22 protein-coding genes, 1 tRNA gene and 1 pseudogene are annotated in these 21,781 nt (G+C 69.3%); 16 read left to right on the forward strand and 8 right to left on the reverse strand.

Annotated elements, in window-relative coordinates:
* Nucleotides 1-25: 25 nt before the first annotated feature.
* Together IEY82_RS40345 and IEY82_RS16605 are read right to left on the reverse strand one after the other, a co-directional pair.
* Nucleotides 26-121, reverse strand: a complete 96-nt coding sequence (locus IEY82_RS40345) for a putative leader peptide (protein WP_358489990.1) — start codon at nucleotides 119-121, stop codon at nucleotides 26-28.
* Between the two features lie 38 nt (nucleotides 122-159).
* Nucleotides 160-1,650, reverse strand: coding sequence for a polysaccharide deacetylase family protein (locus IEY82_RS16605; RefSeq protein WP_189125017.1), 1,491 nt, complete (start codon nucleotides 1,648-1,650; stop codon nucleotides 160-162).
* Nucleotides 1,651-1,736: 86 nt separating this feature from the next.
* Between IEY82_RS16605 and IEY82_RS16610 the strand changes: the two genes are divergently transcribed.
* The 5 genes from IEY82_RS16610 (at nucleotide 1,737) to IEY82_RS16630 (ending at nucleotide 5,765) form a co-directional block, all read left to right on the forward strand.
* The gene (locus tag IEY82_RS16610) at nucleotides 1,737-2,108 is read left to right on the forward strand and encodes an NADH-quinone oxidoreductase subunit A (protein ID WP_189125018.1); all 372 of its coding nucleotides are present in this window, start codon (nucleotides 1,737-1,739) and stop codon (nucleotides 2,106-2,108) included.
* A 105-nt stretch (nucleotides 2,109-2,213) separates the two neighbouring features.
* On the forward strand, nucleotides 2,214-2,744 hold the full coding sequence (locus IEY82_RS16615; protein WP_189125019.1) for an NADH-quinone oxidoreductase subunit B: 531 nt from the start codon (nucleotides 2,214-2,216) through the stop codon (nucleotides 2,742-2,744).
* The gene (locus IEY82_RS16620) at nucleotides 2,741-3,262 is read left to right on the forward strand and encodes an NADH-quinone oxidoreductase subunit C (protein ID WP_225262804.1); all 522 of its coding nucleotides are present in this window, start codon (nucleotides 2,741-2,743) and stop codon (nucleotides 3,260-3,262) included. Before IEY82_RS16615 ends, IEY82_RS16620 begins: the two co-directional genes overlap by 4 nt.
* Nucleotides 3,263-3,322: 60 nt before the next feature.
* Nucleotides 3,323-4,264 (forward strand): NADH-quinone oxidoreductase subunit NuoH, encoded by a 942-nt coding sequence (gene nuoH / locus IEY82_RS16625; protein ID WP_189125020.1) that lies wholly within the window; start codon nucleotides 3,323-3,325, stop codon nucleotides 4,262-4,264.
* Between the two features lie 52 nt (nucleotides 4,265-4,316).
* On the forward strand, nucleotides 4,317-5,765 hold the full coding sequence (locus IEY82_RS16630; RefSeq protein WP_189125021.1) for a hypothetical protein: 1,449 nt from the start codon (nucleotides 4,317-4,319) through the stop codon (nucleotides 5,763-5,765).
* A 96-nt stretch (nucleotides 5,766-5,861) separates the two neighbouring features.
* Here the strand turns inward: IEY82_RS16630 and IEY82_RS39140 are convergent, their stop codons facing one another.
* The 3 genes from IEY82_RS39140 to IEY82_RS16640 form a co-directional block, all read right to left on the reverse strand.
* Entirely contained in the window at nucleotides 5,862-6,152 is a 291-nt protein-coding gene (locus IEY82_RS39140; protein ID WP_229697599.1) for a hypothetical protein, read from the reverse strand.
* Nucleotides 6,101-6,526 (reverse strand): hypothetical protein, encoded by a 426-nt coding sequence (locus IEY82_RS39145; protein WP_229697600.1) that lies wholly within the window; start codon nucleotides 6,524-6,526, stop codon nucleotides 6,101-6,103. The genes IEY82_RS39140 and IEY82_RS39145 overlap by 52 nt, the downstream gene beginning before the upstream one ends.
* A 152-nt stretch (nucleotides 6,527-6,678) precedes the next feature.
* Nucleotides 6,679-7,881 (reverse strand): serine/threonine-protein kinase, encoded by a 1,203-nt coding sequence (locus IEY82_RS16640; RefSeq protein WP_189125022.1) that lies wholly within the window; start codon nucleotides 7,879-7,881, stop codon nucleotides 6,679-6,681.
* A gap of 208 nt (nucleotides 7,882-8,089) precedes the next feature.
* On the opposite strand from IEY82_RS16640, the gene IEY82_RS16645 reads away from it, so the two are divergent.
* From IEY82_RS16645 to IEY82_RS16680, 8 genes and pseudogenes are all read left to right on the forward strand, one after another.
* Nucleotides 8,090-9,088: a NuoI/complex I 23 kDa subunit family protein gene (locus tag IEY82_RS16645; RefSeq protein WP_373291465.1), complete on the forward strand. Its 999-nt coding sequence runs from the start codon at nucleotides 8,090-8,092 to the stop codon at nucleotides 9,086-9,088.
* Nucleotides 9,085-9,723 carry an NADH-quinone oxidoreductase subunit J family protein gene (locus tag IEY82_RS16650; RefSeq protein WP_189125024.1) on the forward strand — a complete coding sequence of 213 codons (639 nt, stop codon included), beginning with the start codon at nucleotides 9,085-9,087 and terminating at the stop codon, nucleotides 9,721-9,723. Before IEY82_RS16645 ends, IEY82_RS16650 begins: the two co-directional genes overlap by 4 nt.
* Nucleotides 9,723-10,025, forward strand: a pseudogene (gene nuoK, locus IEY82_RS16655) (NADH-quinone oxidoreductase subunit NuoK); the annotation flags it as partial. The gene IEY82_RS16650 and the pseudogene nuoK, both read left to right, overlap by 1 nt.
* 218 nt (nucleotides 10,026-10,243) lie before the next feature.
* On the forward strand, nucleotides 10,244-12,151 hold the full coding sequence (locus IEY82_RS16660; protein WP_189125025.1) for an NADH-quinone oxidoreductase subunit 5 family protein: 1,908 nt from the start codon (nucleotides 10,244-10,246) through the stop codon (nucleotides 12,149-12,151).
* A complete protein-coding gene (locus tag IEY82_RS16665) occupies nucleotides 12,151-13,857 on the forward strand; it encodes an NADH-quinone oxidoreductase subunit M (RefSeq protein WP_189125069.1) in 1,707 nt (568 codons plus the stop codon). The genes IEY82_RS16660 and IEY82_RS16665 overlap by 1 nt, the downstream gene beginning before the upstream one ends.
* Nucleotides 13,854-15,446 (forward strand): NADH-quinone oxidoreductase subunit N, encoded by a 1,593-nt coding sequence (locus IEY82_RS16670; RefSeq protein WP_189125026.1) that lies wholly within the window; start codon nucleotides 13,854-13,856, stop codon nucleotides 15,444-15,446. The genes IEY82_RS16665 and IEY82_RS16670 overlap by 4 nt, the downstream gene beginning before the upstream one ends.
* Before the next feature lie 96 nt (nucleotides 15,447-15,542).
* The gene (gene htpX / locus IEY82_RS16675; protein WP_189125027.1) at nucleotides 15,543-16,394 is read left to right on the forward strand and encodes a zinc metalloprotease HtpX; all 852 of its coding nucleotides are present in this window, start codon (nucleotides 15,543-15,545) and stop codon (nucleotides 16,392-16,394) included.
* Between the two features lie 362 nt (nucleotides 16,395-16,756).
* On the forward strand, nucleotides 16,757-18,244 hold the full coding sequence (locus tag IEY82_RS16680; RefSeq protein ID WP_189125028.1) for a hypothetical protein: 1,488 nt from the start codon (nucleotides 16,757-16,759) through the stop codon (nucleotides 18,242-18,244).
* Here IEY82_RS16680 and IEY82_RS16685 read toward each other — a convergent pair.
* Both IEY82_RS16685 and IEY82_RS16690 read right to left on the reverse strand, forming a co-directional pair.
* Nucleotides 18,219-18,689, reverse strand: a complete 471-nt coding sequence (locus IEY82_RS16685; RefSeq protein WP_189125029.1) for an NUDIX hydrolase — start codon at nucleotides 18,687-18,689, stop codon at nucleotides 18,219-18,221. The genes IEY82_RS16680 and IEY82_RS16685 overlap by 26 nt on opposite strands.
* Nucleotides 18,690-19,028: 339 nt before the next feature.
* On the reverse strand, nucleotides 19,029-20,261 hold the full coding sequence (locus IEY82_RS16690) for a PQQ-binding-like beta-propeller repeat protein (RefSeq protein WP_189125030.1): 1,233 nt from the start codon (nucleotides 20,259-20,261) through the stop codon (nucleotides 19,029-19,031).
* A gap of 57 nt (nucleotides 20,262-20,318) precedes the next feature.
* On the opposite strand from IEY82_RS16690, the gene IEY82_RS16695 reads away from it, so the two are divergent.
* Nucleotides 20,319-20,516, forward strand: coding sequence for a hypothetical protein (locus IEY82_RS16695; protein WP_189125031.1), 198 nt, complete (start codon nucleotides 20,319-20,321; stop codon nucleotides 20,514-20,516).
* Nucleotides 20,517-20,690: 174 nt separating this feature from the next.
* On the opposite strand, the gene IEY82_RS16700 is transcribed toward IEY82_RS16695, so the two are convergent.
* Nucleotides 20,691-21,182: a YajQ family cyclic di-GMP-binding protein gene (locus IEY82_RS16700; RefSeq protein WP_189125032.1), complete on the reverse strand. Its 492-nt coding sequence runs from the start codon at nucleotides 21,180-21,182 to the stop codon at nucleotides 20,691-20,693.
* A 261-nt stretch (nucleotides 21,183-21,443) separates the two neighbouring features.
* Here IEY82_RS16700 and IEY82_RS16705 point away from each other — a divergent pair, with 261 nt between their 5' ends.
* Together IEY82_RS16705 and IEY82_RS16710 are read left to right on the forward strand one after the other, a co-directional pair.
* Nucleotides 21,444-21,608 (forward strand): sulfotransferase, encoded by a 165-nt coding sequence (locus IEY82_RS16705; RefSeq protein ID WP_189125033.1) that lies wholly within the window; start codon nucleotides 21,444-21,446, stop codon nucleotides 21,606-21,608.
* Between the two features lie 87 nt (nucleotides 21,609-21,695).
* A tRNA-Tyr gene (locus IEY82_RS16710) sits at nucleotides 21,696-21,777 on the forward strand.
* The last annotated feature ends 4 nt before the right edge of the window (nucleotides 21,778-21,781 follow it).

The following is a 21,781-nucleotide window of genomic DNA, read 5'->3' on the forward strand; positions in this document are numbered from 1 at the left end:
AAATGCGGGTAAACGTGGTGGGCGTTCAGGGGGTAGCGGGAGATCCGTAGGCGTGACACAGCCCGGCGGCGAGTCTGCACAGGTCTACGTGCAGGCGGGCGAAGAGGACGGTACGGGTCACGATCGCCAACTATACGTCCCTCTATACCGTGGGCTGAGTCAGGGTTGCCTACCCATGCTCCGCGCGTCGGACGGATACAGCCGTCCTGCCTCCATCCCCGCGAAGCCGTACAGCTCAGGAACGGTGACGAAGACGTAACCCTTCCCGCGGAGCTGTCGGAGGATGTCCGAAATCGCCTCGACGGACGCGTGATGAGTCTCACGCAGCAGGATGATCGCGCCGTTCCGCGCGTTCTCGACGGCGCGCGCGGTGATCGCCTCCGAGCCCTCTCCGGCCCTGCCGGAGAGGTCGACGTCGGAGCCGACGAGCGTGAGCCCCATCTTCCGCGCCGCGTCCAGCAGGTCCTCGCTCACCGCCCCGTACGGCGGGCGCGCCAGCTTGGGCGTCTGGCCGATGGCGGCTGTCAGCGTCTCCTGGGTACGCGCCAGCGAGTCGTCGATCTTGCTGGTGGGCAGCTTCGACAGGTCCCGATGCGACCAGCTGTGGTTGCCCACCAGATGCCCCTCGTCCCGGATGCGGCGCAGCAGGCCCGGTTCGGCCGCGGCGTTGGCGCCGACCGCGAAGAACGTCGCCCGCGCGTCCCCCTCGCGCAGCGCGTCGAGCAGCCGGGCCGTGCCGGGGCCCGGTCCGTCGCTGAAGGTGAGCGCCAGGCACTTGACCTTCGCGCAGTCCACCGTGCCCGCCTTGGAGCTGGCGGCGTCGGGCACGGGCGCCGGGTTCGTACCCGATGGCGGCACGACCTCCGCCGCCTCCAGGGGCCGGCGCCCCCGCTCCCGCGCGCTGCCCTGCGCCGCGCGGCCCGTCTCCGACAGCAGCGGCTCGGCCTGCCTCGCGGGTACGGCCACCGCCAGCCGTCCCAGAGAGCAGGGCCCGAGCTGACAGTCGTCGAACTCCACCACGAGATCGCCGGACCGGTTGAACGTCAGCGAGTCGAACACCCCGTCCTCGGTCGCCAGCCGGCCCAGGCTCACGTCGGCGCCCCGGTCCGTCAGCCCGTTCTTGACCAGCCCGGTCAGTGTGCCGACGGCGTCCTTGCCGGAGAGCAGGCCGGGGGAGCCGATGGTCCGGCGGCTCTGGCGGTCGTACCAGAGGGTTCTGGTGGAGTAGGTCCAGCCGTCGCCGAGGTGGCGGCCGGCGCGCAGCCGTACCCCGATGATCCGGGCGGAGGCGGCGGTGAGCTGCCAGTCGACGTTCAGCTCGGGACGGTCGGAGCCGGTCGCGGCGTCCGGACCGGCGTCCCCGGTGTCCTCGCGGAAGTCCCGCACCAGGCGGTCGGCCTCCTCACGCAGCGCCTCGTTGAGCCGGGGGGTGTCCTTCAGGTGGGGGTAGCTGACGTACACGTGCTCGTCGCCGGTGGGGGCCAGCGTCCTGCTGCTCAGCCCGGAGACCTCGGCGGGCTCGACAAAATCGATCATGGTCGGCTCTGCCGGGACGAGGACGTCCCGCTCGGGGGAGGCGGGGACCAGCCCGCAGCCCGCCGCGGACACGGCCACCAACGCGATTCCTCCGAAGAATCGCATTTTGTGCATGCGTGACACAGTATGACCACATAAGCCCCTTTTACCCCTCCTTGAGGTTATGAGGCCAGAGGCTTTGACTGGGTTACGATCCTGATATGGACGGCTATTTCGGGTCCTACCTTCTGGTCGCCGCGCTGTTCGCGATCGGGGTGATCATCGTGGCCGGAGCCCTGCTGATCAACCGCCTGCTCCGCCCCACCAGGCCCACGCCCGAGAAGCTGACCAGCTACGAGTGCGGCGTCGATCCCGTGGGCGACGGCTGGGCGCAGTCCCAGGTCCGCTACTACGTCTTCACCTACCTCTACGTGATCTTCGCCGTCGACGCGGTCTTCCTCTTCCCCTGGGCCACGGTCTTCGACGCCCCCGGGTACGGGCTGACGACGCTGGTCGAGATGTTCGTCTTCCTCGGCGTCATCGCGCTCGGCATCCTCTACGCCTGGCGCAAACGCGTGCTGAGCTGGACCTGAATCCAGGTTTCCGCGTTCGGCGGCGCACCCTTTGTGAGTGGGCTGGGCGCGGCCCGGCGAGAGGTCTCCTTTGCCTGACCAGCATTCCGAGCAAGAATGGGCAGTATGGCAGCAACGGATCTCCCGATGCCCACGGTCGGGCCTGGCTCACGGCTGGCGCCCAAGCCCATGCGCTTCATCCTCAACTGGGGGCGGCGCTACTCCCTGTGGGTGTTCAACTTCGGGCTGGCCTGCTGCGCCATCGAGTTCATCGCGACCTCGACGAGCCGGCACGACTTCATCAGGTTCGGGGTGATCCCGTTCGCCAACGGGCCCCGGCAGGCCGATCTGATGATCGTCTCGGGCACGGTCACCGACAAGATGGCCCCCGCCGTCAAGCGGCTCTACGAGCAGATGCCCGACCCCAAGTACGTGATCTCGTTCGGGGCCTGCTCCAACACCGGCGGCCCCTACTGGGACTCCTACTGCGTGACCAACGGCGTCGACCAGATCATCCCCGTCGACGTCTACGTGCCCGGCTGCCCGCCCAGACCCGAGGCGCTGCTCTACGGGATCATGAAGCTCCAGGAGAAGATCGCCGGCGAGAAGCTCGAAGACCGCTACCTCTGGTCACGCGCCCACGGGGAGGAGGCGTGAGCCTCGCCGAGCGGGCCCAGATCTCCGAGTCCTACGGCGAGACCACGGCCGACGTCGCGGCCGACGACTGGATCGGCGTCCTGACCGAGCTCCGCGACTCCGGCTACACCTTCTTCGACTGGCTGACCGGGGTCGACGACCCGCCCGAGGGCTTCGTCGTCGTCGCGCACCTCTACGACCCGGTCGGCTGCCGGCGGCTGCTGGTGCGCACCCGGATCCCGCGCTCCGACGCGCGCCTGTCCTCCGCCGTGGGCGTCTTCCGGGGCGCCGACTGGCACGAGCGCGAGACGTACGAGATGTTCGGTGTGACCTTCGACGGCCACCCCCACCTGGTGTCGCTGCTGCTGCCCGACGGGTTCGAGGGCCACCCGCTGCGCAAGGACTTCATCCTCGCCGCCCGCGTGGCCAAGGCGTGGCCCGGCGCCAAGGAGCCGGGCGAGTCGGGGCACGGGGCGCCCAGCCGCCGCAAGACGCTCCCGCCCGGAGTCCCGGCCGACTGGGGGCCGCCCGATGCTTGACGTGCTGCTCACCTGGGGGTCGCCCGATGCTTGAGGTGCTGCTCGACTGGGGGCCATCCGATGCTTGAGGTGCTGCTCACCTTCGCCGTCATCCTCGTCGTCTTCCTGGTGCTGCCGCTGATCATCGGCCAGGTCGAGCACAAGACGATGGCCCACATGCAGTCGCGCCTCGGGCCGATGTACGCCGGTGGGTTCCACGGCTGGGCGCAGCTGATCGCCGACGGGGTGAAGTTCGCGCAGAAGGAGGACATCATCCCGGCCGCCGCCGACCGGCGCATCTTCATGATCGCCCCTGGGGTGGCGCTGGTGCCCTACCTCGTCGTGATGATCGCCATCCCCCTCGACGACGGGTTGGTCGGCGTCGACCTCGACCTCGGCCTGTTCTTCGTGCTCGCGGTGATGGGCGTCGGCGTGCTCGGCTCGATCATCGCCGGGTGGGCCTCGGCCAACAAGTACTCCCTGCTCGGCGGTATGCGATCGGCCGCCCAGCTGATGTCGTACGAGCTGCCGCTGGTGCTGGCCGCCTCCTCGGTGGCGATGGCCGCGGGCACCCTGTCCCTGCCCGGCATCGTCGAGGCGTGGCAGTGGTGGTGGCTGCCCTGGCAGGCGATCGGCGCGGTGGTGTTCTTCATGGCCGGGCTGGCGGAGTTGCGCCGGCCGCCGTTCGACATGCCGATCGCCGAGTCCGAGATCATCATGGGCCCGATGACCGAATACACCGGCATGCGGTTCGCCCTGTTCATGCTCTCCGAGTACGTCGGCATCGTCGTGCTGTCGTTCCTGACCACCGTGCTGTTCCTCGGCGGCTGGCACGGGCCGCTGCTGCCCGGCTGGCTGTGGACCCTGGCCAAGGTGTTCCTGCTGGCCTTCGTGGTGATCTGGCTACGGGTGACCTTCCCGCGGCTGCGCGAAGACCAGCTGCAGAAGCTCGCCTGGGCCGTGCTGGTGCCCCTGGCCCTCGTCCAGCTCGCGCTCACCGGCGTGGTGAAGGTCGTGATCTGAGCCGCCCTTCCGTGATAGGGAGATAAGGGGCCTTTTCGGGGATGTGATCTTCTTGAACGCTTGGCTGCGGCCGATCGAGGGAGCGACCAAGACCGCACTGTTCTGGGACGGGCAGACACTCACGGCCACGGACGAGGCGGCGGACACCGCGATCCGGGTGAAACCGGCCGCGCTCCACCGCTACTCCTACGTTCAGGAGCACACCGACACGCCGAACGAAACCATCGGCGGTCTGGCGGCTCTCGACGAGGACGGACTCGTCCTCCTCGACCTGCCCGGTCCCTGGGACCACCTGCCCACGAAGGCCTTCGCCGCCGCAGCGGGCCTCCACCTCACGAACGTCCACCACGACGCGCCAGCGAAAGCCCGGGTGCTGCTCGCCGCGCGTGCCCCCGGCTGGCGCCGCCTGCACGGCCGCCGCCCGTCGTTCCTCAGCCGACGCCGATGGCGCGGCCTGGTGGCCATCTGCGCCGGCGTCGTCGGGCTGGTCGTGATGGCCTACCTCGCCGTGAACGGTGCCTGGATGGTCTGGCGCGGCCTCTCCTTCGTGGGCCGGATCGTGCTCGACCTGGTGGACGCCAGGTTGCTGATGATCGCCTTCAGCCCGGCGCTCCTGGTGCTACGGCCCGTCATGGCCCGCTTACAGCGGCGGCGGAGCCGGACCGGTGCCCTGTTGGCGCAGGTCGGCGGGCCGTACCTGACAGTCAAGTCCGGCAAGCTGCGAATCGAACGCGGCAAGGAGGCGATCATCAAATTCCGCATCGGCCCCCGCCGCTCAGAAGCCTCCACCCTTCTCCTCTACCACTACACCCCGACCCCCCTCAGACCACCCGCACACCCGACACCGACCGAGAGCACCGCCCGCCCGGCCACCTCGGACGGGAGATCGGCATCTGGGTCGGCTGTCGGCCCACCGGCCGTCTCGGATCGGGGATCGGCGGCTGCGTCGGTTTCGGCTGTCGGCCCGCCGGCTATCTCGGATCGGGGATCGGCGGCTGCGTCGGTTTCGGCTGTCGGCCCGCCGGCTATCTCGGACCGGGGACGGGCAGCTGCGTCGGCTGCCGCCGAGCCGGCCATGTCGGATCGGGGATCGGCGCCTGCGCCGGCTTCGACTGGCGCTCAGCCGATCGCCTCGGGCCCGCGACCGGCACCCAAGCCGGCGGAGACCGCCGCTCAGCCGGTCACGCCGAATTTCGGGACGCCACCTTCCGCTGAGCCGGGATCTGTGCTGTCACCTGCTGCCGTGGGGGATGGCTCCGGCCCGCCTGCTGCCGTGGGGGATGGCTCCGGCCCGCCTGCGGCGGCGGTGTCGGCCCCATCCGCCGTGGGCCTTTTCGTCCTGAGCGCGACCGGGCAGCCGCTCCTTCACCTTCCGGGCCCGTGGGACGCCGGCATGGCCCAGAGATTCGCTGAGCGACAGCATCTGCGGCTGGCCGTACACCGAGTGTCGCGCGAGGAGTATCTCAACCTGGCCCGGACGTGCCGAGACGCGATCCCCTGACCGGCGGTCCAGCGCCTTTCGCGCCGCGCGGGCCTTCAGGCGCCGCTGGAAGGGAAGCCCGGGGACTGGCGTCAGGGTCTGTCCGGAGCCTTCTCGTCAGATCCTGCCGTCGCCCGGTCGACGGTGCCAGGCGCAGAAGACGCCGCACGATATCGTCGCCCAGGCGGCCAGCACCAGGAACGGCATCGCGTGCTGGTGATCCCCGAAGTACACGGCCGTGTGCTGGGCGTTCACCGAAGCGCCCGGCGGAAGCCATCGCCCGACCGCCCCGAACGCCGACGGCAGCAGCGGCCACGACACCGCCCCACCCGACGACGGGTTACCGATGAGCACCATCACTCCCCACGTGGGCACGATCGCCCACCGGCCGATGAGCGAGTTGAACATCGTGAACACCATCCGGAGGTGAACATGGTCAACGCCAGGATCAGCCACGACTCCGCGAACGGCAGAGCCAGCGCCCCGAGCAGCCAGTCCACCGTCGCCGCGATCGCGAACCCGCCCAGCATCGAGCAGGCGGCGATGAACGCGATCAGCTCGGCCCGGTTCAGGGCCTTGGCGTGCACGCTGAGCTGTATCGCGCCGATGAACCCCATGATCACCGCTGCCAGTGAGATGTAGAACAGCGCCAGCCCCCGTGGGTCGCCTGGCTGTAGCGGCTTGAGATCAGTCACCATGACATGCACTCCGATGTGCGCGCCGACCTTCGGCGCCGCCTTCGCCACCAGCTCGGCCATGGACGCCCCCGCCGCGCCCACCACGTGCACCACCGCCTGGGGCCCGCGGTTGGCCTGACGAGGCCCGTTGGCCTGACCAGGCCCGGGGACCTGACAGGGACATGAGGCGGCAGGCCGACTCGACAGCACTGGACGAGATCGTTTCGCATGTGCCGAACGGTCGCGTTCGGTAATCGTCAGTGCACGATGGCCAGCATCACGTCCGAGGCGGAGGGCCGGTCGAGGGGACTCTTCCGGAGACAGGAGCCCGCGATGCCCCGAAGGCCAGGCGGTAAAGGGGATAAGTCCGGATGGACGGTCAACACACGGTTGAACACGGCGGGCACCGAATCCTCGCCGAACGGCGGCCGCCCCGTCGCCGCGAACATCATCGTCACCGCCCAGCTGAACACGTCGGAGGCGGGCCCCACCTGCTCCCCGGTCAGTTGCTCGGGCGACATGTAGGGCGGCGTGCCGACCATCTTCCCGGACGTCATCGTCACCTGGTCGAGCGCCCGCGCGATGCCGAAGTCGATCACGCGCGGCCCGTCGTGGCCGATGAGCACGTTGCTCGGCTTGAAGTCGCGGTGCACGATCCCCGCCTTGTGGATGGCGGCCAGCGCCCCGGCTGTGGACAACGCCAACCGGGTCAGGCTGTCCTCGTCGCGCGGACCGTGGCGGCGTACGAGTTGCTCGAGTGAGGGGCCGTCGACGTACTCGCTGACGATGTACGCGTGCCGGCCGGTGATGCTCACGTCGAGCAGGCGGGCTGTGGAAAACGTCGCCACCCTGCGCGCGGCGTCGACCTCCCTCGCGAACCTCATCCGGGCCGTCTCGTCGACCAGGTCGTGCAGGACCTTCACCGCGACCTGCACCCCGTTGGGGGCCATCGCGAGGTAGACGGCGCCCTGCCCGCCGCGCCCGAGCGAACGGAGCACGCGATAGTGCCCGATCCATTCGGGCTCGCCGGGCCGCAGATGGGTGCTGGGGGAAGTGGTGCGCTGGTGCAGGTCGGTGTGTGGGTATCCCGGCCCGGCATGGTGAACCGGATGTGGATGGACGGGCCGCCCGTGCCGGGCCCTGGCCATGGCCGGCACCAGGATGCCCGAATGGATGACACCGCCCAGCCAGCATGCCATGAGCGCCACCGAGATCAGTGTGGACATCGGCTCCGGGATGTCGTCGAACTCGGGGTAGGCCATCACCGCGATGAGGAACGAGCCCACGCAGACGGTGTAGGCCGCGGTCGCGAGCACCAGCCACACGCTGCGCAGCCAGTAGGCGGCGAACCCGATCGTGAACGGGGTCGTCAGGCCGCACGTGAACAGCGGCAGGACCGCCCACCCCACGGCGGCGGTCCACGCCAGAGCGCTGGGGCCGCGCGGATGGGTGTTCGACATGGCGGCAGGTTATCGTCCCGTACTTGCACATATCGGTTGTGGACCAATGTTGTGGATAACCCCCGGCCAGCCTGTGGATAGCTGTGGAAAACCTGGGGATAAGGTGCCCTGCTCATTCACGTGCGCGGCCAAGTGCGCCATGATGTTGATTATGGGACGGATACCGGGAGTCGGACTTGCAAAGGGGCTGTCCATCACCCTCCGCCACATGCTGCGCAAATCCGTCACCCAGCAGTATCCCGAGGTCAAGCCCGCTCTCCCGCCTCGCAGCCGCGGGGTGATCGCCCTGGTTGAGGAGAATTGCACCTCTTGCATGCTGTGTGCGCGAGAGTGCCCCGACTGGTGCATCTACATCGATTCCCACAAGGAGACGATCCCGGCTCCCGAGGGCGGCCGCCCGCGCCAGCGCAACGTCCTCGACCGCTTCGCCATCGACTTCGCCCTGTGCATGTATTGCGGGATCTGCATTGAGGTGTGCCCGTTCGACGCGCTGTTCTGGTCCCCCGAGTTCGAGTACGCCGAGGGCGACATCCGTAACCTTCTACACGAGAAGGACCGGCTCGCGACCTGGGTGCTCACCGTCCCACCGCCTCCTGCCCACGACCCCGGCGCCGAGCCGCCCAAGGAGCTCACAGCGGCCCCTCGCCGCCCGGGCGCCCCTTCAACTCGTCCCACGCCGTCCCGCCGCCCTCGCGACGACACTCGCGCCACACCGGCCCCCGACGCTCCCGCCACACCCGCCCAAGGCCGCCCCGCCACGACGGCCGCTCCCGAGGGCGCCTCGTCCACGCCCGCTCCCTCTGAGCCCGTGACCCTGGGCACTCCGCCCCCTGAAACCGCACTTCCGGAGACCGTACCCTCCGGGGCCGTCCCGGAGGAAGCGCGCCCGTCCGACGTGCCCCCTTCCGGGTCCGGGCCGGAGAAAGCGGTGCCGACTTCGGACACCGCGGCGACGAGCGAGCCGTCTGGCGCCGGATCGCCCCGTACTCAGCCCACGGAGCCTTCCCAGAGCGGTCCGTCATCCACAGGCGAGCCGTCCGAGGAAGAGTTGTCCACAGCTTCGGGCGGGCCGGGCCCGGAAGCCGACTCGAAGGGGCAGACTGCAGGCCCGAGGCCGCGCAGGCGCCGGATGGCCGACCCTCGATCCATCCGCCCTCCCGGGCGGCTCGCCCCTGACGGGACAAAGGAGTCCGAGGAGGATTCGTGACCGAGGAGGTGCCCTCCTACTTGTCACCCACTGGGCAGGAAGTCGTCTTCCTGCTGATGGGTGCGGTGGCGGTCGGATCGGCGCTGCTCGTTGTCACGACCCGCCAGCTCGTGCACGCCGCCCTGTGGCTGGTCGTCTCCTTCGGCGCGCTGGCCGGCTGCTACCTCGTTCTGACCGCCGAGTTCGTCGCCTGGGTCCAGGTGCTCATCTACGTGGGCGCCGTCGTGGTCCTGATGCTGTTCGGCATCATGCTGACCCGCGCTCCGATCGGTCGCTCCGCCGACCTCGACAGCGGCAACCGGGTGGTGGCCGCGGGGGTGGCCCTCGCGACGGCGGCCATCCTGGTCACCGTGGTGATCGACGGCTTCCGCACCGCCTACACGCCGCTGACACCCGGTGCGGGTTCGGCGAGCGAGCTCGGCGCGAGCGTGTTCAGCACATGGGTGCTGCCCTTCGAGGCCCTGTCCGTGCTGCTCCTGGCCGCTCTGATCGGCGCCATCGTGCTGTCCCGTACGGACATCCCCGGCGGTCCCCCTGCCGACCCGCCCGACCCGCCCGACACCTCGACGTCCTCGCAGGGAGATCCGGCCGATCAGTCAGGGAGCTCGCCATCTGACCGCAGCGGGGGGCATTAGTGCACATCGTCTACCCGGCGGTCATCTCCGCGCTCCTCTTCTCCGTCGGTGTCTATGGCGTCCTCGCGCGCCGCAACACGATTCTCGTGCTCATGTCGGTCGAGCTGATGCTCAATGCCGTCAACCTCAACCTGGTCGCGTTCGACGTGTGGTTGCGCGACCGGCTGCACAGCGGTCAGGTGCTCACGCTGTTCGTCATCGTCATCGCGGCCGCCGAGGTGGGCGTGGGCCTCGCGATCGTCCTCGCCCTCTACCGCAACCGCAGGACCGTCGACCTCGATCAGCTCCGGGAGCTGGCCGAGCCCGCCCAGCCCCTACCCGCCGCCACCGAGGCGACCGGACAATGGGCTCCCGGCGATCGCTCGCCTGATCCCGGCAAGCTCACGCCCGCTCCACCGAATGTGACCGAGTCCGGCGACCGTCCGCCCACCCCCGGATCTCGAAACGTCGCCATGGGCGAGGCAGCTCCGTCGGGCAACGGACGTGAAGACCAGCGGTCCGCCAAGCGAGGTGGCAAGCCGTGACGACGTTCCCGCTGCTGGCCGTGCTCCTGCCTTTCGCCGCGGCCTTCGCCGGCCTCCTCCTCTCGCGCCGCCCACGCCTCCGGGCTCCTGACACGCCCGAGACGCGGGCAGCCGCGGCCCGCGGCAGGGCCGGGTGGTTCGCGATCATCCCGACCGCCGCGTCCGCCGTGCTGGCGATCTGGCTGGCCTGGGGGCCCGGGTTCGCTTTCATCGAGGGAGCCTCGCCGGGGGAGCCCGTGGGGCGCACCTACGGCACGATCGTCACCGGTGGCATCCCGATCTCGCTGACCCTCCAGGCCGGCGACCTGTCCGCCATCCTCGGCGTCCTGGTGACGCTCGTGGCGCTGGCCGTACAGATCTACTCCGTCGGCTACCTCCACGACGACCCGCGTTACCCGTCCTACAGCAGCTTCATCAGCCTGTTCACCAGCGCGATGCTGCTCGTCGTCTATGCCGGCGACCTCCTGGTCCTCTACGTGGGCTGGGAGATCATGGGCCTCTGCTCCTACCTGCTGATCGGGCACTGGTGGGAAGACCGGGCCAATTCGCGAGCCGCCGTCAAGGCGTTCCTGGTGACGAGGCTGGGTGACGTCGGCTTCCTGTTCGGCATCTTCGTGCTCGGTGTCTCGGCGGGCAGCTTCCGCATCGACGACGTGCTGGCCGAAGTGCCCGAGATGTCCACGGGCACGCTGGTGGCCGCCACGATGCTGCTGCTCGCCGGAGTGGCGGGCAAGAGCGCGCAGGTGCCGTTGCACACCTGGTTGCCCGATGCCATGGCCGGTCCGACGCCGATCAGCGCGCTGATCCACGCGGCCACCATGGTCGCCGCCGGGATCTTCATCGTGGCCAGGCTTTTTCCCGCCTTCCTGGCCGCTCGCCCGACGCTCGACGTGCTCGCGATCATCGCCGCCCTCGGCATGCTCGGCGCCGCCCTGGCCGCGCTCGCTCAGGACGATCTGAAACGCGTGCTCGCCTACTCCACGGTCAGCCAGCTCGCCTACATGGCCGGAGGGCTCGCGGCGGGGTCCGACAGCGCCGCGATCTTCCATCTGCTCACCCACGGCGCGTTCAAGGCTCTGCTGTTCCTCTGCGCGGGCGCCGTGATCCACCACATCGGCTCCAACCTGATGAGCCAGATGGGCGGGCTCCGGCGCACGCTGCCGATCACGTTCGTGACCATGACGGTGGGCTTCGCCGCTCTCATGGGCCTCCCACCGGCCAGCGGGTTCTTCAGCAAGGACGCACTCCTGCTCACGATGGAACGCGCGCTGACCGGTGGCCGCCTCACGGACGCCGCCGCCCTGCTCCTGTACGGCTGCGCGCTCGCCACCGTCGCCGTCACCGGCGCCTACGCCACCAGAGCCTGGCTGCGCACGTTCTTCGGAGAGGCAAGGGCGGTCGCGCTGCCCGAGCCCCAACCCGGCACGGCCCACGTGGTCGACGTCCGCGAGGCGCCGAGGACGATGCTGGTGCCCATCGTGCTGCTGGCTGTCCCCGCTCTGCTGCTCGGGTTCGCCGGAGGGCCGCACCTCGACCTGGAAGTGGCCGCCCTCAGCGTCGTGCTCGCACTGCTCGGCGGCGGGGTCGTCTACGCGTTCTGGCGCAGCGATCCGGTGGCCGACCCGTCGCGCCTGCTCGGCCCGTTCCTGGTGCCGTGTGAGCGGGCGTTCTACGTCGACAGCCTGTACACCGCCGCGTTCGTCCGCCCGTTGCAGACCATGGCCAGGCTCGTGGTCCGGACCGACGACCGGGTGGTGGACGGAGCGGTGCGCGGTTCGGGACGCACCGCCCAGCGTCTGTCCGGGATGCTGCGGCTGCTCCAGAACGGCAATGTCCAGCTCTACGTGACCGGCCTGCTGGCCGGTGTCCTGTTGATCGTAGTGGGGGCGGTGGTGTTCGCATGATGGGCTGGCTTCCCGTCGCGCTGCTCGCCGTCCCGCTGCTCGGCGCTCTGCTGCTCCTGATCTCGCCGGCTCTGCTCCGGCCGGTGTTGCGCGGCTACGGGCTCGTCTTCTCGGGCGTGACGCTGGCGCTGGCGGTGACGCTGGCGGCGACGTTCGACTACACCCAGGCGGCCCGGCCGCAGCTCACCGTCGACCAGCCCTGGATTCCCGGCCTCGGTCTGCGGTTCCATCTGGGTGTCGACGGCATCTCACTGCCGCTGGTCGTGCTGACGGCTCTGCTGACGTTCCTCTGTTTCGTCTACCTGAGCTGGGGTGACGCGCGCGCCCCAGGCCAGCTTCTGACGCCTGCCACCGGCAGGCCGAGAGCGCTGGTGTTCACGCTGCTCGTCCTCGAAGTCGGCATGATCGGCACGTTCCTGGCCCTCGACCTGCTGCTGTTCTTCGTGTTCTTCGAGGTCGTGCTGATCCCGATGTACTTCCTGATCGCCATCTGGGGAGGCAGAGGCCGCCGGAGCGCGGCGATCAAGTTCATCCTCTACACGCTGCTCGGCTCGGTCGTGATGCTGCTCGGCCTGCTGCTCATCTGGGCCCAGACCGGCACCCTGGACATCGTCGCCCTGAGCCAGGCGCACGGCGCGGGCATGTCGAGGGGAGTGCAGGTCCTCGCCTTCGCGGCGGTCGGGATCGGCCTGGCGGTCAAGACGCCCATGTGGCCCCTGCACACGTGGCTGCCCGACGCGCACACGGAGGCTCCGACCGTCGGCTCTGTGCTGCTGGCCGGGGTGCTGCTGAAGATGGGCACGTACGGCTTCGCCAGGATCGCCATCCCCGTCCTGCCCGAGGGAGCGGTGGTGATCGCGCCGTGGCTGGGCGCCCTGGCGGTGGTCGGCATCGTCTACGGCTCCCTGGCCTGTCTGGCCCAGCGCGACCTCAAACGGATGATCGCCTACTCCTCCGTGGGACACATGGGCTTCGTGCTGCTCGGGTTCGCCACGCTGACCACCGTGGGCGTCAACGGCGCCCTGTTCGCCAACGTCGCCCACGGCCTGATCACCGGCCTGCTGTTCTTCCTCGCCGGCGCGATCAAGGAACGGTACGGCACCGCCGACATGCCCTCGCTGGGCGGCGGCATGCTGGCCACGCTGCCGCACCTGGGAGCGGTCCTGACGTTCGCCGCGATCGCCTCGCTCGGCATCCCCGGGCTGGCCGGGTTCTGGGGAGAGATGCTGGCCCTCCTCGGCGCCTTCCAGCCGGCCGAGGTGTTGCCGCGCGAGTTGTTCCTCGTCTTCATGGCGATCGGCGGGCTCGGGGCTGTGCTGACGGCGGCGTACTTCCTCGTCATGCTGTCGCGCGTGACCCACGGCCTCCCGGCCCGGCCGGCGCTCAGCCTGACCGCGACGCACTCTGCCCCAGGCGGGGCGGGTGCGGGCCCGGAGGAGACGGGCTCCGGAGCGGCGGAGTCCCGGCCCGAGGCGTTGGCCGCCGGGGCGGCGGAGTCGGAGCCGGAGGGGGGCCGTCGGCCGGCCGAGGTGACCGAGACGGGGTCGCCCGCTCCCAAGGCAGGGGCGATGCGCGACATCAGGGGTTACGAGCTGGTCGCCTGGGTGCCGTTGATCGTGCTGATCCTGCTGTTCGGCCTCTGGCCCAAACTGCTTCTCTCGCTCACCACACCGGCGGTGCAGACCCTGCTGGGAGTCCTGTCATGATCCAGCAGATCCACTACTTCGTGATCGCTCCGCCTCTGGTGCTGGCGCTCGCGGCCGGGCTCGTGCTGCTGCTCGACGCCTTTCTGCCCGCCGGTCGGCGCACCATGGCCGGGCTGGGGCTGGTCAGCCTCGCCGGGGTGTTCATCGCGCTGGGGTTCGTCGTGGCGCAGGCCGCCCAGGGCGGGCGGACCCTGGCCACGTTCTGCGTCCCGGACGCTCTCGCGAGGGCCACGGGCGGTTCCGGACCGGCAGGGAGCCAGGAAGGAGCGGGCGGCACGGGGTTGTGCTCGTTCGTGGCCGACCGGTTCACCCTGATCTTCGCCGGTCTGGTGCTGGTGGCCGCCGTGGTGGTCGTGCTGATGTCGATGACCGAGCTGGCCGGCGGCGGCATCCCGGTCGGCGAGTGGTACTTCCTCCTGCTGTGCACGCTGGTCGGCGCCGTGACGCTGCCGGCCTCCCGTGACCTGATCATGCTCGTGGTGGCCCTCGAACTCGTGTCGCTCCCGGTCTTCGCTCTCACGGCGCTGAAACGCTACGACGGCCGCTCGTCGGAGGCCGCGATCAAGTTGTTCCTGGTCTCGGTCGTGTCAACGGCGATCATGCTGTTCGGGGTGTCGCTGCTCTACGGCGTCGCGGGCTCGGTCCACCTGTCGCGGATCGGCGCCGTCCTCAGCGGCGCGAGCCCGCCGCCCGCGACGTTCGCGCCCACCCTGGAGGCCGCCCACGGCTTGCCCGCGGTCGTGACGGTCGGCGTCGTGCTGGTCGCCGCGGGATTCGGATTCAAGATCGCCGCCGTGCCGTTCCACGCCTGGGCGCCCGACGTCTACCAGGGCGCGCCCATCCCGGTCGCCGCGCTGCTGTCGGTGATCTCCAAGGCGGCCGGGTTCGCGGGGCTCATCCTGCTGCTGGTCACCGCCCTGGCCGGGCAGGCCGCCACCTGGGCACCGATCATCGCGATCCTCGCGGCGCTCACCATGACGGCGGGCAACCTGCTGGCCATGCGCCAGCGCTCCGCTGTACGCCTGCTGGCCTGGTCCTCGGTCGCGCAGTCGGGCTACATCCTGGCCCCGATCGCGGTGGCGTCCCGGCCAGGGGCGTCGGGCGATGCCCTGCTGTCCGGTGCGGTCGGCGCCTCCGTCGCCTACCTCGTCATCTACGCCGCGATGAACCTGGGCGCGTTCGCCGTGGTCATGACCGTCTCCAGGACGGCGACCCGCAATGAGCTCGACGACTACCAAGGGCTCGCCTTCCGCAGCCCGATGGCGGGGCTCGCGCTGGCGTTCTGCCTCATCTGCCTGGCCGGGCTCCCCCCAGGACTGGCCGGTCTCTTCGCCAAGATCGTGGTCTTCCGTGAGCTCGTTGACGGCGGCTCCGGCTGGCTGGCCGTGGTCATGGCGGTCAACACGGTGATCGGGCTCTACTACTACGTGGTCTGGGCAGGCAGGATCTTCACTCCCACGCCCCCCGTCACCGCCGCCCGGCGGCCGTTCCCCGCCACCTGGGTGGCCGCCGGGCTGGCGGTCGCGCTGGCTGTGGTGTTCTCCGTCGCTCCCCAACTCGTTCTCGACCTGGCCACGGCTCCAGGGTGATCGGCGGCGGCGATCCGTCGACGGGAGCAGCCGGGGAACGTTGTACCGGGGGGTGGTCGTTGGACCAGGTGAACCCGGACCATGAAGGGGGGAACCTTGCACCACAACGGTCTGCGTACCGCCATCCTGCTGGGCGGCCTGTCAGCGCTGATCCTCGCGTTGGGCGCCTGGTTGGGCGGCAGCACCGGCCTGCAGATCGCTTTCGTGCTGGCCGTGGCGAGCAACGGCTTCGCGTACTTCTTCTCGGATCGGATCGCGCTGTCCGCCATGCGGGCCCGCCCGGTGAGCGAGGTCGAGCAGCCCACCCTCTACCGCATCGTGCGCGACCTCTCCACCCAGGCCCGTCAGCCGATGCCGCGCCTGTACATCTCGCCGACCATCCAGCCCAACGCGTTCGCCACCGGCCGCAGCCCGCGCCAGGCCGCCGTCTGTGTGACTTACGGGCTGACGCAGTTGCTGGACGAGCGGGAGCTGCGCGGGGTGATCGGGCACGAGCTGTCCCACGTGTACAACCGCGACATCCTCATCTCGTCCGTGGCCGGTGCGCTGGCCACGATGATCACCTGGCTCAGCTATGTGGCCGTCTTCTTCGGCGGCTCCGACGATGACGAGGGCCCCGGTTTCCTCGGCGCGCTGCTCATGATGGTGCTCGGACCGGTCGCGGCCGGCATGGTCCAGATGGCGATCTCCCGTACGAGGGAATACCAGGCCGACGAGTCGGGCGCCATGCTGACCGGTGACCCGCTGGCGCTGGCCTCGGCACTGCGCAAGATCGAGATGGGCGCCCGCCGGCTGCCCCTCCCCGAGAACAGCCGCCTGACCTCCGCCTCCCACATGATGATCGCCAACCCGTTCAGCGGCTCGGGCTTCGGCCGGCTGTTCTCGTCGCACCCGCCCACGTCGGAGCGGGTCGCCCGGCTCGAGCGCATGGCCGGCTACCGCCGCTAGAGGTCACGTCGCGACCGAGATGACCACCCGCCGGGTCGTCGCTGTCGTCCGCCTTGGTGTTCGGCACGACCGGCATGGTCTCGCCGTACCCCGTGACCGTGAGCAGGGATCTTCCCGATGCCGCCCTTGGCGGCCAGCCAGTCGGCGAGGTGCTGGCGATCTGTGCGGCTGTCGTTCCTCGCCCCCGCCGGCGACCGGGCGCGCAGGTGTGAGCCCGCACGAGGTGAGCATGGTGATCAATAAGATCGTGACTGCGATACGCATATCAGGCCTCTGGGCAGAATCCATCGGTGGGGTCTCGATGCCAGGAGAATCACCTTCAGAACCCGCATAGCCGCTGAGCCTGCACCAGAATCACGTGCATGAGACGATCTCCACGACTCAGCGCGGCCGAGCGCAGACTATGGGACGCCTTTCCCACGGGCGAGTTCGTGGAGTTCGCTCCGGTCAAGAGCTCCGTGGGCCGTCCGGCAGGGGCGAACGCGCCGACGGACGGCGACACCTGGGGCCCCGAGCGCACCGTACGAGCTCAAGTGATCACATCTCTGCTGCTCGGCGCCCGCGACCCGGAGGCCGGTGCGGTCCCCGCGATCCGGTTGCGCGGCGCCCGGATCACAGGTCCGCTCACGATCCTGGGCGGCAACGTGGAGCACGAGCTCGTGCTCAGCGGCTGCCACCTGGACGAACCCGTACAACTCACCGGCACGATGACCCGTACGATCAGGTTGACCGACTGCTCGTTACCCGGGTTCAGCGGCGGCGGGATGCGGGTGGCCGGGCACCTCAGCCTGTCCGGCTCGAACATCACCGGCACCGTCCGCATCGCCCGCGCCCAGTTCGAGAGTGGGCTCTGGCTGACCGGCACCAAGGTGACCGGCGACGACGAGTGGGCCCTGTACGCCGGTTCGATGGTGGTCGAGGCCGGGGCGAACATGAAGAACGCCGACTTCACCGGCGGTGTCCGCCTGGTCGGCGCCCGGCTCAACGGAGATCTCATCTTCGAGGGCGCGACCCTCCGCAATCCCGGCAAGAACGCGCTCACCGCCGACAACATGGTCGTCGAGGACACCATGCAGTGCACCCGCGGCTTCACCGCGCTGGGTTGCCTGCGGCTGCGCGGCGCCCGGATCGGCAGCACGTTCGAGCTCAGAGGCGTCGTACGCAGCCCCGACACCTCGTACGCGGTGCATGCCAGCCACATGGAGGCCCGCGAGTTCCACCTCGCACCGGCCGAACCCATCGAAGGCGTGGTCAGCCTGGCCCACTCACGTTTCGGCACTTTGCAAGATGATCCGGACACCTGGCCCGACAAGCTCCGACTGAACGGCCTGACCTACGACCGGCTGCGCGGCAGCGGGGTCGCCCGCCGGATCGGCTGGGCCGGTCGTGACCCGGAAGGCTTCCGCCCGCAGCCGTACGAGCAACTGGCCGCCTGGTATCTCCGCGACGGCAACGACGCGCTCGCCCGTCGCGCTCAGCTCGCCAAGCTCCGCGCCAGACGGCGCACGCAGGGCCGCGGCAGGCGGCTGTGGGGCTGGCTGCTGGACGCCACCGTCGGCTACGGGTATCGCCCCTGGCTGGCCGGCGTGTGGTTCGGGATCCTGCTGCTGACCGGCACCGCAGCGTTCGCGCTCAACCCGCCACGCGCGCTGAAGCCAGACGAAAGCCCCGTTTTCGACTCCTTCGCCTACACCTTCGACCTGCTTCTCCCGCTGCCCGCGTTCGGACAGCGAGAGTTGTTCGACCCGGCGGGATGGACGCAGGGGCTCGCGTACGGGCTGGTCGTCTCGGGCTGGATCCTGGCCACGGCCCTGATCGCCGGTGCTACGCGGGTGCTCCGTCCCCAGTGATCTTGCGGAGGATGGACGAGATGTCCTCCGGGAAGAAGGTCTCGGCGGACGCGTCCAGCTCCTCGGCACTCCACCAACGGTGCTCGATGGTGGTCGCCTTCTCGATCTCCTCCATGTGCTCGAACGAGATCTCCACCTGACCGACCCGGACCGCGAAGAACGTCTGGTCCTGGACGATCGCGTACTGGTCGAAGAAGAACTCGATCGTGCTCGTGCCGTACGGGCCGGTGAGCTCGCCGGCGTCGGCGCGTATCCCGACCTCTTCGTGCAACTCGCGGGCGGCGGCCTCCCGGAGCGTCTCGCCTTCCTCCAGCGCTCCGCCGATCGTGAACCAGTAGCGCCTGCCGGGATCGGCGGGATCGAACCCATACAGCAGCAGGACACGTCCATGGTCGTCGATGGGCAGCGCGCGTGCCGTGAACCTGCGTAGAGGGATCTTCGTCACACGGCGAGCTTACGTATTCCGCCGGAGCTGTGGTAGGCGCCCAACTCGCCGCCGGCGCAGACCTCAAGCAGCTGTACGCCAGCCCCAGCCGCCCGAGCCGGTCGCGCCCAGGCCGACCAGGTGGCTACCCGGATCGCCCAGGTCTGGCGCGTTTCATCACCGAGTGATTCCCGGAGCACACCAACGCCGCGAACGGTGTAGATGATTCCCCCTGGCGGAAGGGCTCTCATCACCTTGTGGGCGGCCATCCGGGGCGATGTCGCACTTTTTCATTAGATCGTTCTCGCTCGGTACCCGTGCTCGGCCGGGCGGGGCTGATCCCCATCTGCCGAACCTGTCTCAGCCGATCACCGGATAGACGCTCGACCCGAGGTTGCCACCGGGCCATGGGCCGATCGCCATGGAGCTGTTGACCACTGACGGTGCGACTCCTGGTTGGGTCTCCCGGTCCGCTCCGGTCCTGCCATCGAGGACGACGGGCCCGTTGTCGGTCCTTCCGTAAACGACCCCGTGCCAGGCGCCGGTCACGAAGGGAACCAGCCGCCCGCCGCCCTTCGTGATCGACCACAGCCACGAGCCGGTCTGCGCGTCGAGCGCGCCGACCCAGTCACTGCCCGAGCAGACTGCGGTGGCCTGCTCGTCGTACAGGCAGTTCAACACACGCGGGGGTGCTTTCCCGGGCTTCTCCTCGGTGACGGTCACCGCCCGTCCCGTCGCGATCTCCACGACCTCGACGTACAGTTTCCCGGCCGGGTCGGTGTGTCCCCGGACGACTGCCTTGGACGGGCCGGCCGCGAATACCTGGACCAAGTAGGCGTCGCGGGGCGACGCCCATCGTTGCCGCCCGGTTCGCGCGTCGATCCCACGGACCCGCACCCTTGGCGTCGGCCCGCTTCCGGGCTGCTGGCCCGTGACCACACCCGCCCCCACGGCTCGGGCCTCGAAGCCGCGCATGCTCCACCGCACCTTGCGGCTACTCAGATCCAGCGCGTACGTGTCGCCGCGCCGAGCCGACAGAGACGGGTCCACGATCCGAAGAACTCCCACCCCGCCGGTCACGCCCGCGAACGAGACCTCGACGTCGCTCGGACCGCGCATCCCGGTCCACCCCTTGATGGGGATCTCGGTGCGCCAGTCGATCTGCCCGTTCTCCGGGTCGATCGACACGACCTCGACCAGCGGACGGCCCGGGGTAGTGCCCTGTCCCGGGGCCTCGACGAGGAACGGAGCGAGCACCGTCGGCCGGCCTCGGATGGACGTGAGCGTCGGCAGCGCGATCACCGTGCCGAGTTTCGGCTGCGGGTAGGTCGGTTTGATCACCTCCCGCACCGTATTGGTGCGGGTGTCGACCAGGCGGATCTCCTCCCGGGAGGACGCGGTTGGATTGCTTCCATGGATCGGAACGACCGCCGTGGTGCCGTGCAGCAGCACCTCACCCGCGGGTGTGGAGACTTCCAGCGGCGCGACGGCGGCGGCGTCGAAGCGGGTGGGCGGGTCGATGGATTTGAGGTCGACCGGTGGCCTCGACGTGAACCGGATGCCGGGGTCCAGCGGTTGGATCGGCGTGGACATACACCCGCCAACCGCCACCAGTAGCACGATTCCCGTGATTAATCGCATCGCATCCCCATGGCGGCATTCATCTTCGACGACGCAGCAAGCTACCGGCTCGCATCCACCTTGACCAGCACGCCGTGGGAGAGCTCCGGCGGCAAGACGGCCGCACCGCGCCCCTGGCCACCGACAGGCGGCACCGCCCGGATGATCCGCTCGGCGGACAGGCTGAGCACGATGGCGATGATCGATCGACGCTCACCACGTACCTGAGGGAGGCGATGATCAATCGACGGTCACGCTCACCACGTACCTGAGGGAGTGGCCCGAGGCACCGGAGAAGACGCATGCCCTCGTGGACAGCGCCCTCGGCCGTGTGCCCCGGATGTGCCCTCCGCGCTCCTCGTACAGTAAAACGCCAGGTCATAGCCGTGAAGCAGGACCTTGCTAGCGGTAGTTGACAAACTGCAGGGCGATGTCGAGATCCTTGCCCTTGAGCAGGGAGATCACGTCCTGAAGGTCGTCCTTCTTCTTCGAGCTGACCCGGAGCTCCTCGCCCTGGATCTGAGCCTTGATGCCCTTGGGCCCCTCGTCGCGGATCAGCTTGGAGATCTTCTTGGCGTTCTCCTGGTCGATGCCCTCCTTGAGGCTCACCAGCATCCGGTATTCCTTGCCGGACAGCTTGGGCTCACCCGCGTCGAGGATCTTCAGGGAGAGGCCCCGCTTGACCACCTTCTCCTTGAAGACGTCCAGCGCGGCCTCAGCCCGCTCCTCGCTGTTCGCCTTGATCTCGATGTTCTCCTGACCGGACCAGCTGATGCTCGCCCCGGTGCCCTTGAAGTCGAAGCGGTGTCCGATCTCCTTGACCGTCTGGTTCAGCGCGTTGTCGACCTCCTGGCGGTCGATCTTGCTGACGATGTCGAAAGATGAATCGGCCAAAGCGCACATCCTCTCAGCTGCGAACGCATGTATGTGGTGCCCGGCTCCAGGTCTCGCGGACCACGAACGCGTCCCCGTGAACACGAACCCCAGCAAACGAGCCTAGCCAGCATCGCGCCAACGTGCAGGACGGCAGGCCCTTGCTCGCCTCTGTGCGTAGGCAGATGATCGCGTACGAGCTCGCCCGCGGGGCCGCCGCTGGCTCGGCCTCGACGGAGGACGACCCGTGGGACGACATCCTGCCCGGGGACGAGGACTACGTTGACTGATCGGCCCACCGAGATTGCGGCGGGCTGGTGGCCGCTCTGCGAGTTCCTCGGCGCGCCGATGTCGGACGAGTCGTTCCCGCAGGTCAACGATGCTGCGGGATCCTGGAGTGACGCCCCGGTCGCGGTCGTGTCGCTGCTGTCCCGGCGGAGCGGGTGACCAAGATCCGGCGCGGGACAAACCGGTGTCACGTACACCTCGGAAGTCCGCTATTCTTCTGTCTGTCGCCACGAGAGTGGATGACGAGGCAGGTTGCCCGAGTGGCCAAAGGGAGCGGTCTGTAAAACCGTCGGCTCAGCCTACGCAAGTTCGAACCTTGCACCTGCCACACG

Source organism: Nonomuraea cavernae (assembly GCF_014646355.1).
GTDB classification, from domain to species: Bacteria; Actinomycetota; Actinomycetes; order Streptosporangiales; family Streptosporangiaceae; genus Nonomuraea; species Nonomuraea cavernae.